The organism is Mycobacterium sp. (assembly GCF_040398885.1).
Classification (GTDB): Bacteria; Actinomycetota; Actinomycetes; order Mycobacteriales; family Mycobacteriaceae; genus Mycobacterium.
On sequence record NZ_JBBATF010000079.1, the window covers coordinates 1 to 13,890 of the forward strand.

General features: G+C 72.6%; 10 protein-coding genes. All 10 read left to right on the forward strand.

Annotation, left to right across the window (positions count from 1 at the left end; all coding sequences use genetic code 11):
- Nucleotides 1–240 precede the first annotated feature (240 nt).
- Complete coding sequence (locus tag ADBZ5U_RS09100; RefSeq protein ID WP_526264582.1) at nt 241–2,199, forward strand: peptidoglycan D,D-transpeptidase FtsI family protein; 1,959 nt, start codon at nt 241–243, stop codon at nt 2,197–2,199.
- Nucleotides 2,200–2,264: 65 nt separating this feature from the next.
- Nucleotides 2,265–3,890, forward strand: a complete 1,626-nt coding sequence (locus ADBZ5U_RS09105; RefSeq protein WP_526264584.1) for a UDP-N-acetylmuramoyl-L-alanyl-D-glutamate--2,6-diaminopimelate ligase — start codon at nt 2,265–2,267, stop codon at nt 3,888–3,890.
- Nucleotides 3,887–5,383, forward strand: a complete 1,497-nt coding sequence (locus ADBZ5U_RS09110; RefSeq protein WP_526264586.1) for a UDP-N-acetylmuramoyl-tripeptide--D-alanyl-D-alanine ligase — start codon at nt 3,887–3,889, stop codon at nt 5,381–5,383. The genes ADBZ5U_RS09105 and ADBZ5U_RS09110 overlap by 4 nt, the downstream gene beginning before the upstream one ends.
- Nucleotides 5,380–6,459: a phospho-N-acetylmuramoyl-pentapeptide-transferase gene (gene mraY / locus ADBZ5U_RS09115; RefSeq protein ID WP_526264588.1), complete on the forward strand. Its 1,080-nt coding sequence runs from the start codon at nt 5,380–5,382 to the stop codon at nt 6,457–6,459. Before ADBZ5U_RS09110 ends, mraY begins: the two co-directional genes overlap by 4 nt.
- Entirely contained in the window at nt 6,459–7,907 is a 1,449-nt protein-coding gene (murD, locus tag ADBZ5U_RS09120; protein ID WP_526264598.1) for a UDP-N-acetylmuramoyl-L-alanine--D-glutamate ligase, read from the forward strand. Before mraY ends, murD begins: the two co-directional genes overlap by 1 nt.
- Nucleotides 7,908–7,912: 5 nt before the next feature.
- Entirely contained in the window at nt 7,913–9,511 is a 1,599-nt protein-coding gene (gene ftsW, locus ADBZ5U_RS09125; protein WP_526264590.1) for a putative lipid II flippase FtsW, read from the forward strand.
- Between the two features lie 35 nt (nt 9,512–9,546).
- Nucleotides 9,547–10,704 (forward strand): undecaprenyldiphospho-muramoylpentapeptide beta-N-acetylglucosaminyltransferase, encoded by a 1,158-nt coding sequence (gene murG, locus ADBZ5U_RS09130; RefSeq protein ID WP_526264600.1) that lies wholly within the window; start codon nt 9,547–9,549, stop codon nt 10,702–10,704.
- Nucleotides 10,701–12,179: a UDP-N-acetylmuramate--L-alanine ligase gene (gene murC / locus ADBZ5U_RS09135; RefSeq protein WP_526264592.1), complete on the forward strand. Its 1,479-nt coding sequence runs from the start codon at nt 10,701–10,703 to the stop codon at nt 12,177–12,179. The genes murG and murC overlap by 4 nt, the downstream gene beginning before the upstream one ends.
- Complete coding sequence (locus ADBZ5U_RS09140) at nt 12,179–13,171, forward strand: cell division protein FtsQ/DivIB (RefSeq protein ID WP_526264594.1); 993 nt, start codon at nt 12,179–12,181, stop codon at nt 13,169–13,171. The genes murC and ADBZ5U_RS09140 overlap by 1 nt, the downstream gene beginning before the upstream one ends.
- Before the next feature lie 204 nt (nt 13,172–13,375).
- Nucleotides 13,376–13,890, forward strand: a 515-nt coding sequence (locus ADBZ5U_RS09145) for a cell division protein FtsZ (protein ID WP_526264596.1), incomplete at its 3' end; no start/stop codon positions are given.

Here is a 13,890-nt window from a genome sequence, read left to right on the forward strand (position 1 = left end):
GCCACCGCCGCCGGCAAGCCCGCACGCGGCCGGCGGCGCGGTCCTGCCCGGGCCGGCCGCGGCGCCGGGTGCGGCGGGAATGCCGGCGATGCCGCCGTCCGGACTGCAGCTCGTACCGCTGGGCGACACGCTGGCGGTCCCGCCTGCAGCCGATGCGGTGCCACCAGTACCTACAGTGGCTGTTGTGCCTCCTGTGACCGATGTTGCGCCTGAGGCTCTGGGGTTGGCCCATTGAGTCGGATGAAACCGGGTCGGATCAATCCGGGTCCACGACCGGGAACGGGACGCGGCGGGGCGACCGCTCGCGTCCACGCTGCCACCACCGTGCCGGTGACGGCCGGCGAGGGCCGGGCCGCCAATGCGCGCCGGGTCAGGGCGGCTGTCGAGAAGTCCTCGGACACATCGTCTTTCGCGTACCGCTCCCGGGTCGGCGGAATCACGATTTTCGCGGCCCTCTCGCTGGCGGCCGCCCAGCTGTTCAATCTCCAGGTCCCCAGCGCCGAGGGCCTGCGGGCCCAGGCGGCCGGTCAGCTGAAGGTGACCGACGTCGAGAAGGCCGTGCGGGGCGCCATCGTCGACCGCAACTTCGACAAACTGGCGTTCACCATCGAGGCCAGGGCGCTGACCTTTCAGCCGAACAAGATTCGCAAGCAACTCGCCGATGCCCGGCAGAAGGCGCCGGCGGCGCCGGATCCCGACCAGCGGCTCAGCGATATCGCCCGGGATGTGGCGGCCGCGTTGGACAACAAGCCGGACGCACCGACACTGCTGAAGAAACTGCGCGGTAACGAGACCTTCGTCTACCTGGCCCGGGCCGTGGACCCCGGCGTCGCCTCCGCCATCATCAAGAAGTATCCCGAGGTCGGCGCGGAGCGCCAGGACCTGCGGCAGTATCCCGGCGGTTCGCTGGCCGCCAACGTGGTCGGCGGGATCGACTGGGACGGCCACGGACTGCTGGGCCTGGAGGACGCATTGGACTCGGCACTCGCCGGCACCGACGGGTCGATCACCTATGACCGCGGGTCCGACGGCGTGGTGATCCCGGGCAGCTACCGCAACCGCCACCGGGCCGTCAACGGATCGACGGTGCAACTCACCCTCGACGACGACATCCAGTTCGCCGTCCAGCAGCAGGTGCAGCTGGCCAAGGACGCCTCCGGTGCCCGCAACGTCTCGGCGGTGGTGCTCGACGCCAAGACCGGCGAGGTGCTGGCGATGGCCAACGACAACACCTTCGACCCCAGTCAGGACATCGGCCGGCAGGCCGATCGGCAGATCGGCAACCTGCCGGTCACCTCGCCGTTCGAGCCCGGCTCGGTCAACAAGATCGTCACCGCCTCCGCGGCGATCGAATTCGGACTGACCAATCCCGACGAGGTGTTGTCGGTGCCCGGCTCGATCAACATGGGCGGGGTCAACGTCCGCGACGCCTGGGGTCACGGGGTGATGCCTTACACCACCACCGGCGTTTTCGGGAAGTCGTCCAACGTGGGCACCCTGATGCTGGCCCAGCGGATCGGGCCGGAACGCTACTACGAGATGCTCGGCAAATTCGGCCTGGGGCAGCGCACCGGAGTCGGTCTGCCCGGCGAGAGCCCCGGCATCGTTCCGCCCATCGACCAGTGGTCGGGCAGCTCGTTCTCCAATCTGCCCATCGGGCAGGGTCTTTCGATGACGCTGCTGCAGATGACCGGTATGTACCAGGGCATCGCCAATGACGGGATGCGCATCCCGCCGCGGATCGTCAAGGCCACCATCGCGTCCGACGGAACCCGCACCGAGGAGCAGCAGCCCAACGGCATCCGGGTGGTGTCCCCGGAGACCGCACGCACGGTGCGCAACATGCTGCGCGCGGTGGTCCAGGCCGACCCGACGGGAACCCAGCAGGGCACCGCCCCGATGGCGGCGGTGGCCGGCTACCAGATGGCCGGCAAGACCGGCACCGCCCAGCAGATCAACCCGGCGTGCGGCTGCTACTTCGACGACGTCTACTGGATCACCTTCGCCGGGATGGCGCCCGCCGACGATCCGCGTTACGTGATCGGTCTGATGATGGACGCGCCGGTCCGGAATGCCGATGGCACGCCGGGGCACTCCGCCGGACCGTTGTTCCACAACATCGCCGGCTGGCTGATGCGGCGCGAGAACGTGCCGCTCTCGCCGGACCCCGGCCCGCCGCTGACACTGGAAGCCACCTGAGTCAGTCCCGGCCCGCCGCTCGGTAGGGTGACAAGCCGACCGAGCGGGACGGAGGTGAACGGCTCATGGCCGGCGGCGGGCAGCAGCGAAGCGACGCGGGAGAAGTTCCCGCCCTGCGGCCCCGCAGCACTCCGGGTCTGGCGCTGCGACTCCTGGCCGAGCGGGCCGGCGCGGTCGGTGTGCGAGGGTTCGTCCCCGAGGTGCGGGTCACCGGGGTGACGCTGCGGGCTCAGGATGCCGCTCCGGGCGACCTGTTCGCCGCCCTGCCGGGCGCCAGTGCGCACGGCGCGCAGTTCGCCGGACCTGCGCTGGCCGCCGGTGCGGTGGCGGTGCTGACCGACCCCGAGGGCGCGGCGGTGATCCATCGAATGCTCGGCGACCCGGCCCCCGCGCCGGTCCTGGTGCACCCGGCCCCGCGCTCGGTGCTGGGCGGGTTGGCCTCCGACGTCTACGGGGACCCCTCGGGTCGGGTGGTGGTGCTCGGTGTGACCGGCACCTCCGGCAAGACCACCACCGCGCATCTCATCGAGGCGGGCCTGCGCGCCGCCGGTCGCACCCCGGGCATGATCGGCACCGTCGGCGTCCGGATCGCCGGCGCCCAGGTCCCGAGCGCATTGACCACGCCGGAGGCCCCGGCCCTGCAGGCGCTGCTGGCGGTGATGGCCGAACGCGGCGTAGACACCGCGGTCATGGAGGTCTCCAGCCATGCGCTGGAACTCGGCCGGGTCGACGGAATCCGTTTCGCCGTAGGCGGTTTCACCAATCTCTCCCGTGACCACCTCGACTTCCACCCCACCATGCACGCCTACTTCGAAGCCAAGGCGAAGCTTTTCGATCCGGCCTCCCCGGTGCACGCCCGTACCTCGGTCGTGTGTGTCGACGACGAAGCCGGGGAGGCGATGGCGCGCCGCGCGATCGGCGGCAGCGCGGGCCGCGCGATCGGCGGCAGCGCCACCGGCGTGGTCACCGTCAGCGCCGAGGGCAACCCTGCGGACTGGACGGTCGAGGACTTCGTCGCACTCGACAGCGGGCTTCAGGAGTTCACCGCCGTCGACCCGGCCGGTGTGCGCCACCGGTTGCGGATCGGCCTGCCGGGCCGCTTCAACGTCGCCAACGCGTTGCTCGCACTGGCCATGCTCGACGCTGTCGGCGTCTCGCCCGAGCAGGCCGCGCCCGGTCTGCGCGCCGCCACGGTCCCCGGCCGGCTGGAACTGATCGACCGCGGCCAGGACTTCCTGGCGGTGGTCGACTACGCCCACAAGCCCGGAGCGCTGCGCGCGGTGCTGGAGACCCTGCGCCGGCCGGAGGGCCGGCTGGCGGTGGTGTTCGGTGCGGGCGGGAACCGGGATCCGGGGAAACGCCGAACGATGGGTGAGGTGGCCGCCGAACTGGCCGATCTGGTCGTGGTCACCGACGACAACCCGCGCGACGAGGACCCGGCGCTGATCCGTGCGGCGATCGTCGCCGGGGCCGCCGGGGCGGCGGGGCCGGCCGAGGTGGTCGAGATCGCCGATCGGCGGGCGGCGATCGAACACGCCGTCGGCTGGGCCCGGCGCGGCGACGTGGTGGTGGTCGCGGGCAAGGGACACGAGAGCGGTCAGACCGCCGGCGGGCAGACCCGGCCGTTCGACGACCGCCGCGAGCTGGCGGCCGCACTGGCGGCCGCGCCGGACCGGAGGAACCCACGGTGATCGACCTGACCGTCGCGCAGATCGCCGGCATCGTCGGCGGCCGGTTGGCCGACATCAGCCCCGCCGAGGCGGCGTCCACGCACGTCACCGCAACGGTGGAGTTCGACTCCCGGGCCGTCACCCCCGGCGGGTTGTTCCTCGCGTTGCCGGGCGCCCGCTCCGACGGTCACGACTTCGCCCGCGCCGCGGTGGACGCCGGGGCGGTCGCCGTGCTGGCCGCCCGCCCGGTCGGGGTGCCGGCCATCGTGGTCCCGCCGGCCACGGACGACCCCGCGGCCGACGCCCAGGCCGGGGTGCTCGAGCACGACGCCGGCGGGGCGGGTGCGGCGGTGCTGGCCGCGCTGGCCAGACTGGCCGCGGCGGTGGCCGAGGACCTGGCGGCCGGGGGACTGCGCATCGTCGGCCTGACCGGGTCCTCCGGTAAGACCTCCACCAAGGACCTGATCGCGGCGGTGCTGCGGCCGCTGGGCGAAGTGGTGGCCCCGCCGGGTTCGTTCAACAACGAACTGGGCCATCCGTGGACCGTGCTGCGGGCCGGCCGGGAGACCGACTTCCTGGTGCTGGAGATGTCGGCGCGGCACCGCGGAAACATCGCCGCCCTGGCCCGGATCGCCCGGCCGTCGATCGCCGCCGTGCTCAACGTCGGGACCGCCCACCTCGGGGAGTTCGGTTCGCGGGAGGTGATCGCCCAGACCAAAGGCGAACTGGTGGAGGCGGTTCCGGCCTCCGGCGTGGTGATCCTCAACGCCGACGACCCGATCGTCGCGGCGATGGCCGGCCGGACCTCGGCGCGGGTGGTCACCGTCGGCCGCGCCGCGACGGCCGACGTGCACGCCCGCGACGTCGTCCTCGACGAACTGGCCCGGCCCCGCTTCACGCTGTGCGCCCCCGGCGGCGAGGTGGACGTCGCGCTGGCCGTCCACGGCGAACACCAGGTCGGCAACGCGCTGTCGGCGGCCGCGGTCGCGCTGGAGTGCGGCGCGAGCCTGGAGCAGGTCGCCGACGCGCTGGCCGCGGCGGGGCCGGCGTCGCGGCACCGGATGGAGGTCCGCACCCGGCCCGACGGGGTGACCGTCATCAACGACGCCTACAACGCCAACCCGGATTCCATGCGGGCCGGCCTGCAGGCACTGGCGGTGATGGCGCGGCAGCGCAGCGGGCCGGCCCGGCGCAGTTGGGCCGTGCTCGGCGAGATGGGCGAACTGGGGGAGGACTCGATAACCGAGCACGATCGCGTCGGTCGGCTGGCGGTGCGCTTAGATATCAGTCGGCTCGTCGTCGTCGGATCTGGGAGGTCTATGAGCGCCATGCACCACGGGGCGGTCATGGAGGGATCCTGGGGCCGGGAGTCCACCATGGTTCCCGACGCGGACGCCGCGCTGGAGTTGCTGCGCGACGGGCTGGCCCCCGGCGACGTGGTGCTGGTCAAAGCCTCCAACGCGGCCGGTCTCGGCGTCCTCGGCGAGGCCCTTCTGGCGGACGGGACCGCATGAGGCAAATCCTCATCGCCGTGGCGATCTCGCTGACGGTGTCGATCCTGCTCACCCCGGCGCTGATCCGGCTGTTCACCCGTCAGGGCCTGGGGCAGGAGATCCGCGAGGACGGCCCGCCCAGCCACCACACCAAGCGCGGCACCCCCTCGATGGGCGGGGTGGCGATCGTGGCCGGCATCTGGGCCGGCTACTTCGGCACCCACCTGGTCGGCCTGGCGCTGGACGGCATGGGCCCCTCCGCCTCCGGGCTGCTGGTTCTCGGGCTGGCCACCGCGCTGGGCGGGGTGGGCTTCCTCGACGACCTGATCAAGATCCGTCAGGCGCGCAACCTGGGCCTCAACAAGAAAGCGAAGACGCTCGGACAGATCGGCGCCGCGGTGCTGTTCGGCATCCTGGTGCTGCAATTCGCCAACTCCGACGGGCTGACCCCGGGCTCCAACCAGTTGTCCTACGTCCGCGAAATCTCCACCGTGGCACTGCCGCCGGCGCTGTTCGTCCTGTTCGTCGTCATCGTGGTCAACGCCTGGGGCAACGCGGTGAACTTCACCGACGGCCTGGACGGACTCGCGGCGGGCTGCATGGCCATGGTCAGCGTCGCGTATGTGCTGATCACCTTCTGGCAGTACCGCAACTCCTGCGCCGGCGCGCCGGGACTGGGCTGCTACAACGTTCGGGACCCGCTGGATCTGGCGATCATCGCGGCCGCGACGGCCGGCGCCTGCATCGGCTTCCTGTGGTGGAACGCCGCCCCGGCGAAGATCTTCATGGGCGACACCGGGTCACTGGCCCTGGGCGGCATCATCGCCGGGTTGTCGATCACCAGTCGCACCGAGGTCCTGGCGGTCGTGCTCGGCGCCCTGTTCGTCGCCGAGGTCACCTCGGTGGTGGTGCAGATCGTCGCCTTCCGGTCCACCGGCCGGCGGGTGTTCCGGATGGCGCCGTTCCACCACCACTTCGAACTGTCCGGCTGGGCCGAGACCACCGTGATCATCCGGTTCTGGTTGCTGACCGCGATCGCCTGCGGTCTGGGCGTCTCGCTGTTCTACAGCGAGTGGCTGCACGCCATCGGGGACTGATGCAGGACCTGTCGGTGCTGGCGCCGGGGGCCCGCGTGCTGGTGGCCGGTGCCCGGGTGACGGGCCGGGCCGTCGTCGCAGCCCTGTCGGACTGGGATGTGCGGCTGTCGGTCTGCGACGACGATCCGGCCGCCGCCCGCGCCCTCGGAGGCGCGGCGGCCCTCACCCCGGCCGAGGCGGTCTCGCGGGCCGGCGACTTCGACCTGCTGGTGACCAGCCCGGGCTTCCCGCCCACCGCCCCGGTGCCGGCCGCTGCCGCCGCCGCCGGCGTCCCGGTCTGGGGCGACGTCGAGTTGGCCTGGCGGCTGGACGCCGCCGGCCGGTACGGACCGCCGCGGCGCTGGCTGGTGGTTACCGGCACCAACGGCAAGACCACCACCACCTCGATGCTCCACGACATGCTCATCGCCGACGGCCGCCGGGCCGTGCTGTGCGGCAACATCGGTGAGCCGGTGCTCGACGTGCTGAGCCGGCCCGCCGACGTGCTGGCGGTGGAAGTGTCGAGTTTCCAGCTGTTCTGGGCGCCCTCGGTGCGGCCGGCCGCCGGAGTGGTGCTCAACGTCGCCGAGGACCATCTGGACTGGCACGGCAGCTTCGAGGCCTACGCCGCGGCCAAGGCCAGGGCACTGGACGGCCGGGTCGCCGTGGTGGGTCTGGACGATCCGGCCGCGGCCGCCCTGCTTCCGGACGCGGCCGCACCGGTCAAGACGGGCTTCCGACTGGGTGTACCGGCCGCCGGGGAACTCGGCGTTCGCGACGGCGCACTGGTCGACCGTGCTTTCGCCGATGACCTGGTGCTGGCCGCCGTCGACTCCATCCCGGTCGCCGGTCCGGTCGGGGTGCTCGACGCACTGGCCGCCGCCGCCCTGGCCCGCGCGGAGGGCGTGCCGGCCGCCGCGATCGCCGACGCCCTCACCGCGTTCCGGGTCGGCCGGCACCGCGCCGAACCGGTCGGGGTGCTCGACGGGGTGCGCTACGTCGACGACTCCAAGGCCACCAACCCCCATGCCGCCGAGGCGTCGATCTTGGCCTACCCGCGGGTCGTCTGGGTGGCCGGCGGAATGCTCAAGGGCGCCTCGGTGGAGCAGACCGTGGCCCGGGTCGCCGACCGGTTGGCCGGGGTGGTCCTGATCGGCCGGGACCGGGGGGTCCTGGCCGAGGCGCTGTCGCGACACGCACCCGATGTCCCCGTCATCGCGGTTGTGACGCGGGAGGATGCTGGGGTGCATGAGACCAATGAGTCAGTCGTTACTTATGGGACTCGGGTGATCGATGCCTCCGGTCCGGGCCTCGGCCGTCGGGTGATGGCCGAGGCCGTCGCCGCCGCCGCCGGCCTGGCGCGCCCCGGCGACACCGTCCTGCTGGCGCCCGCCGGCGCCTCGTTCGACCAGTTCACCGGCTACGCCGACCGGGGCGAGGCGTTCGCCGGCGCGGTCCGGGCCCGGTAGCTGCCATGGGCACCCTGTGGTCCCGGCTCACCGGCCGGGACGATGCGTCGCAGGCTGGTGGCGGCGGCGGGCAGGCGGCGGTCGGCAGGTTCACGCTGCGCAGGCCACGGTTGGCCGCACCGGCGCAATTCGGCGCCTGGCTGGTCCGGCCGATGACGTCCTTCCACCTGATGGTGGCGGTGGCCGGCCTGCTCACCACCCTGGGCCTGATCATGGTGCTGTCGGCCTCCGGAGTGCACTCCTACGACGAGGCCGGCAGTCCCTGGTCCATCTTCTTCCGGCAGCTGATGTGGGCGGCGGTGGGCCTGGGCGCCTGCTGGATCGCGCTGCGACTGCGGGTGGGATTCCTGCGCCGGACCGCCTTCGCGGCCTTCGCGGTGACCGTCGCGATGCTGGTGGCGGTCCTCATCCCGGGCGTCGGTCACGTGTCCAACGGCACCCGTGGCTGGTTCGTCGTCGCGGGGCTGTCCATGCAGCCCTCGGAGCTGGCCAAGATCGCCTTCGTGATCTGGGGCTCGCACCTGCTGGCCGCCCGCCGCATGGAGCAGGCCTCGCTGCGCGAGATGCTGATCCCCTTGATTCCCGCCGCGGTGCTCGCCCTGGCGCTCATCGTCGCCCAGCCCGACCTCGGCCAGACCGTGTCGCTGGGCATCATCCTGCTGGCCCTGCTGTGGTTCGCCGGCCTGCCGCTGAAGGTGTTCGTCAGCTCGTTGGGCGCCACCGTCTTCGCCGCGGCGATACTGGCGGTCTCGGAGGGTTACCGCTCCGACCGGGTGCGTTCCTGGCTGGATCCCAGCGCCGATGCGCAGGGCGCCGGCTATCAGGCCCGGCAGGCCAAGTTCGCGCTGGCCAACGGCGGCGTCTTCGGCGACGGGCTGGGCCAGGGCACGGCCAAGTGGAATTACCTGCCCAATGCCCACAACGACTTCATCTTCGCCATCATCGGCGAAGAACTCGGGTTCGTCGGCGCCTTCGGCCTGCTGTGCCTGTTCGGCCTGCTCGCCTACACCGGAATGCGGATCGCCCGGCGGTCGGCCGATCCGTTCCTGCGGCTGCTGACCGCCACGGCAACCGCCTGGGTGATCGGGCAGGTCTTCATCAACGTCGGCTACGTGATCGGGCTGCTGCCGGTCACCGGGATTCAGCTGCCGCTGATTTCGGCCGGCGGAACGTCCACGGCGACAACCCTTTTCATGATCGGACTGATGGCCAACGCGGCCCGCCACGAGCCCGACGCGGTGGCGGCACTGCGCGCCGGCCGCGACGACAGGATGAACCGTCTGCTGCGGCTGCCGTTGCCGGAGCCCTATCTGCCCGGCCGGGTGGAGGCGCTGCGGGAGCGGCTGCGCAACCGGCCCGAGGCCGCGCCCGCCAAGCCGGCCAGGCCGCGTCGCAACCCCGCACCGCCGGCGCAGCGCGGACGGGCCGGCGCCAAGGCCGCCAAAGCCGCCGAAGCCGGGACGGCCAACGGCCGGCGCCGGCCCGCAGGGCATGATGGAGGCGCCTCGCAACAGAGGCGAGCCGCCGCGGCGAGGGGCCGCGCGCCGCGCCCCACACATGAGGACCGTCGGTCCCGCACACTGGAAGGTCAGCGTCACGGGTGAGTGTCTCCGGGGTCGGCGGTGTCGGCCGCACGGGCATGAACAGCGGTGACACCGTCTCGGTGGTGCTGGCCGGTGGCGGCACCGCCGGACACGTCGAACCGGCGCTGGCCGTCGCCGACGCGCTGAGCGCGCTACACCCCGGGATCCGCATCACCGCGCTGGGGACCCCGCGCGGCCTGGAGACCCGGCTGGTGCCCGAGCGCGGCTACGACCTGAGCCTGGTCACTCCCGTCCCGCTTCCGCGCAAGCTCAACCTCGACCTGCTCCGGCTGCCGGTGCGGCTACGGCGGTCGGCGCGTCAGACCCGCGCGGTGCTGGGAGAGGTCGGGGCCGATGTCGTGGTGGGCTTCGGCGGCTACGTCGCCGTGCCGGCCTACCTGGCGGCGCTGGGTCGAACGCCCGGTCGCTTCGCGCCGGGCCGCCGGGTTCGCGGCAGCATCCCGATCGTCGTTCACGAGGCCAACGCCCGCGCGGGGGTGGCCAACCGGCTGGGCGCGCGGTTCGCCCGCCGGGTGCTGGCCGCGGTTCCGGACTCCGGGCTGCCGCAGGCCGAGGTGGTCGGCATGCCGCTGCGGGCGTCCATCACCGGACTGGACCGGGCGGCGCTGCGCGCCGAGGCCCGCGCCCACTTCGGGTTCACCGACGAGGCCCGGGTCCTGCTGGTGTTCGGCGGATCGCAAGGAGCCGCCTCGATCAACCGCGCGGTGTCCGCGGCCGCCGCCGAACTCGCCCGGTCCGGGGTCTCGGTGCTGCACGCGCACGGGCGCGGGAACACCCTGGAGCTACCCGACCCGCGACCCGGCGACCCGCCCTACGTCGCGGTGCCCTACCTCGACCGGATGGACCTGGCGTATGCCGCAGCGGATCTGGCGATCTGCCGCTCCGGGGCGATGACCGTCGCCGAGGTGTCCGCGGTCGGCCTGCCGGCGGTCTACGTTCCGCTGCCCATCGGTAACGGGGAGCAACGGCTCAACGCGCTCCCGGTGGTCGAGGCCGGCGGTGGGCTGCTGGTCGCGGACGCCGATCTGACCCCCTCCCAGGTCGGCACCGAGGTGGTCCGCCTGATCCACGACGCCCCGCGACTGGCCGCCATGACGGCGGCCGCGGCCGGGGCCGGCCACCGCGACGCCGCCCGCCGGGTCGCCGAGGTGGTTCTCGACGTGGCGAGGGCCGACCGGGAAGCGCGCCGATGACTGGATCCGTCCCCCCGGTGCCGCCGGAACTTCGACGGGTGCACATGGTCGGCATCGGGGGAGCCGGGATGTCCGGGATCGCGCGCATCCTGCTGGACCGCGGTGCGCTGGTCTCCGGTTCGGACGCCAAGGAGTCGCGCGGGGTGGCCGCCCTGCGGGCCCGCGGCGCACAGATCGCCATCGGCCACGACGCGGCCAACCTCGACCTGCTGCCGGGCGGCCCGACCGCCGTCATCACCACGCACGCGGCGATCCCCAAGACCAATCCCGAACTGGTGGAGGCCCGTCGCCGCGCCATCCCGGTCACCCTGCGTCCGGCCGTGCTGGCCAAGCTGATGGCCGGCCAGCAGACGCTCATGGTGACCGGCACGCACGGCAAGACCACGACCACCTCGATGCTCATCGTGGCGTTGCAGCACAGCGGATTCGACCCGTCCTTCGCCGTCGGCGGGGATCTCGGGGAGGCCGGCACCAACGCCCACCACGGCAGTGGTGAGGTGTTCGTGGCCGAAGCCGACGAGAGCGACGGTTCGCTGCTGGAGTACCACCCCGACGTCGCGGTGGTGACCAACATCGAGGCCGACCATCTCGACTTCTTCGGCACCCCGGAGGCCTACACCGCGGTCTTCGACCGGTTCGTCGAACGGATCGCCCCCGGCGGGGCGCTGGTGGCCTGCGCCGAGGATCCCGGCGCGGCGGCGCTGGCCGACCGCAGCGCCGCCATCGGGGTCCGGGTGTTGCGTTACGGCGGCCCCGGGGGGCGCGGGGCGGATGATCTGGCCGGTTGTCTGCTCGACTGGGAGCAGCAGGGGATCGGGGCGGTGGCCACCATCCGGCTGGCCGGCGAGGTCGGTCCGCGCACGATGCGACTGTCGGTGCCGGGGCGGCACATGGCACTCAACGCGCTCGGCGCGCTACTGGCCGCCATCGAGGCCGGCGCCCCGGCCGAGGAGGCACTCGACGCGCTGGCCGGGTTCGAGGGCGTGCGCCGGCGTTTCGAACTGGTGGGCACGGCCAACGGGGTGCGCGTCTTCGACGACTACGCCCATCACCCCACCGAGGTCCGGGCGGCGCTGACCGCTCTGCGGGCCCTCGCCCGGCAGGGCCCCACCGGCCGGTCCGGCGGGGCCGGTGGCCGCAGCATCGTCGTATTCCAGCCGCACTTGTACTCTCGCACAAAGGCTTTCGCGTCGGAGTTCGCCGCCGCGCTCGACATCGCGGACAAGGTCTTCGTCCTGGACGTATACGCCGCCCGCGAGCAGCCGCTGGCCGGCGTCAGTGGCGCCACCATCGCCGAGCGCGTCACGGCGCCGGTCCGCTACCTCCCGGACTTCTCCGCGGTGGCCGGCCACGTCGCCGCCGCGGCGGCGCCCGGCGACGTGGTGGTGACCATGGGAGCCGGGGATGTCACCCTGCTCGGGCAGGAGATCATCGAGGCGCTGAACGCCGGCGCCGGACGGCCGGGGCCGGCGTGATGAGTCCGGATTCCCCCGGCGATTCCCCCCAAGCGCCGGGGGAGTCGGCCGAATCGGCGGTCGACGCCGCGGTCGAGTCGGAGGCCGCTCTCGAAATCGACAGCGTGGGAAAGGGTCTCGCCGACGACCGCCAGGCCGAGGTGCCAAAGCCCGGCGAGGCCGAGGCGGAGAACGACCCGGAGGGGCCGCGCCGGCGGGCGCGGCGGGAACGGGCCGAGCGCCGGGCCGCCCAGCAGCGCGCGATGGCCATCGAGGAGGCCCGGCGGGAGGCCAAGCGGCGGGCCCGGGGGCAGACCGGCCCGGAACCGCCCCGGCTGGCGGACCGTACGGTCCGGGGCCTCAAGCTGTTCATCTGGCTGGTCCTGCTGGCGGTCCTCACCGTGGTCGCCGGGCTGGTGCTGTATTTCACCCCGCTGATGTCCGCGCGATCGCTGGTCGTCATCGGCACCGGTGTGGTCCCCACCGAGGAGGTGGTCGCGGCCGCCCGGGTCCGGATGGGCACGCCGCTGCTGCAGATCGACACCGACGAGGTCGCCGACCGCGTCGCCGGCATCCGCCGGGTGGCCAGCGCGCGGGTCCAACGGCAGTATCCGTCGTCGGTGCGGATCACCGTTGTCGAGCGAATACCTCTGGTGGTCAAGGACTTTCCGGACGGACCGCACCTGTTCGACCGGGACGGGGTCGACTTCGTCACCGCCCCGCCGCCACCGGGACTGGCGTATCTGGACGTCGACAACCCCGGCCCGGCCGACCCGCCCACCAGAGCTGCCCTGGAAGTGATGACGGCGCTGCGACCGGAGGTGCTGGCCCAGGTCGGCCGGGTCGCCGCGCCGTCGGTGGCCTCGGTCACGTTGACCCTGCTCGACGGCCGCACGGTGGTGTGGGGGACCACCGACCGAACCGACGAGAAGTCCGAGAAACTGGCCGCCCTGCTGACTCAGCCGGGCCGGGTCTACGACGTTTCCAGCCCCGATCTGCCGACCGTCAAATAGCGCGGCGCGTTCCGCAGGACCCCGGGACTCCGCGGGAAAATCCCGAGCGACACGCGGGCGCGCCTCCCCGGATCCGGGACGCGCCGGTCATACGGTGCTGGAAGCGAACAACTTGACATAACTCTAAGCCTGAGGTTGAGGTTGAGGGTTTGACCAGGGAAGTCGCCGCAGACCCAGCTCACGTCCCAGCACCGGAGGAACCCGATGACCCCCCCGCACAACTATCTCGCCGTCATCAAGGTCGTTGGTATCGGCGGCGGCGGCGTCAACGCCGTCAACCGGATGATCGAACAGGGACTCAAGGGTGTTGAGTTCATCGCGATCAACACCGACGCGCAGGCCCTGCTGATGAGCGACGCCGACGTCAAGCTCGACGTCGGCCGGGACTCCACCCGCGGTCTGGGCGCCGGGGCCGATCCGGACGTCGGCCGCAAGGCCGCCGAGGACGCCAAGGACGACATCGAGGAACTCCTGCGCGGTGCCGACATGGTGTTCGTCACCGCCGGCGAGGGCGGCGGCACCGGCACCGGAGGAGCGCCGGTGGTGGCCAACATCGCCCGCAAGCTCGGCGCGCTCACCGTGGGTGTGGTCACGCGGCCGTTCTCCTTCGAGGGCAAGCGCCGGGCCGGCCAGGCCGAGACCGGTATCACGGCGCTGCGGGAGAGCTGCGACACCCTGATCGTGATCCCCAACGACCGGCTGCTGCAGATGGGCGACGC

What these genes read in the sequence shown, in the direction of transcription:
- ADBZ5U_RS09100 (WP_526264582.1), top strand. Translation starts at nt 241, where the DNA reads ATGAAACCGGGTCGGATCAATCCGGGTCCACGACCGGGAACGGGACGC.
- ADBZ5U_RS09105 (WP_526264584.1), top strand. Translation starts at nt 2,265, where the DNA reads ATGGCCGGCGGCGGGCAGCAGCGAAGCGACGCGGGAGAAGTTCCCGCC.
- mraY (WP_526264588.1), top strand. Translation starts at nt 5,380, where the DNA reads ATGAGGCAAATCCTCATCGCCGTGGCGATCTCGCTGACGGTGTCGATC.
- murD (WP_526264598.1), top strand. Translation starts at nt 6,459, where the DNA reads ATGCAGGACCTGTCGGTGCTGGCGCCGGGGGCCCGCGTGCTGGTGGCC.
- ftsW (WP_526264590.1), top strand. Translation starts at nt 7,913, where the DNA reads ATGGGCACCCTGTGGTCCCGGCTCACCGGCCGGGACGATGCGTCGCAG.
- murG (WP_526264600.1), top strand. Translation starts at nt 9,547, where the DNA reads ATGAACAGCGGTGACACCGTCTCGGTGGTGCTGGCCGGTGGCGGCACC.
- murC (WP_526264592.1), top strand. Translation starts at nt 10,701, where the DNA reads ATGACTGGATCCGTCCCCCCGGTGCCGCCGGAACTTCGACGGGTGCAC.
- ADBZ5U_RS09140 (WP_526264594.1), top strand. Translation starts at nt 12,179, where the DNA reads ATGAGTCCGGATTCCCCCGGCGATTCCCCCCAAGCGCCGGGGGAGTCG.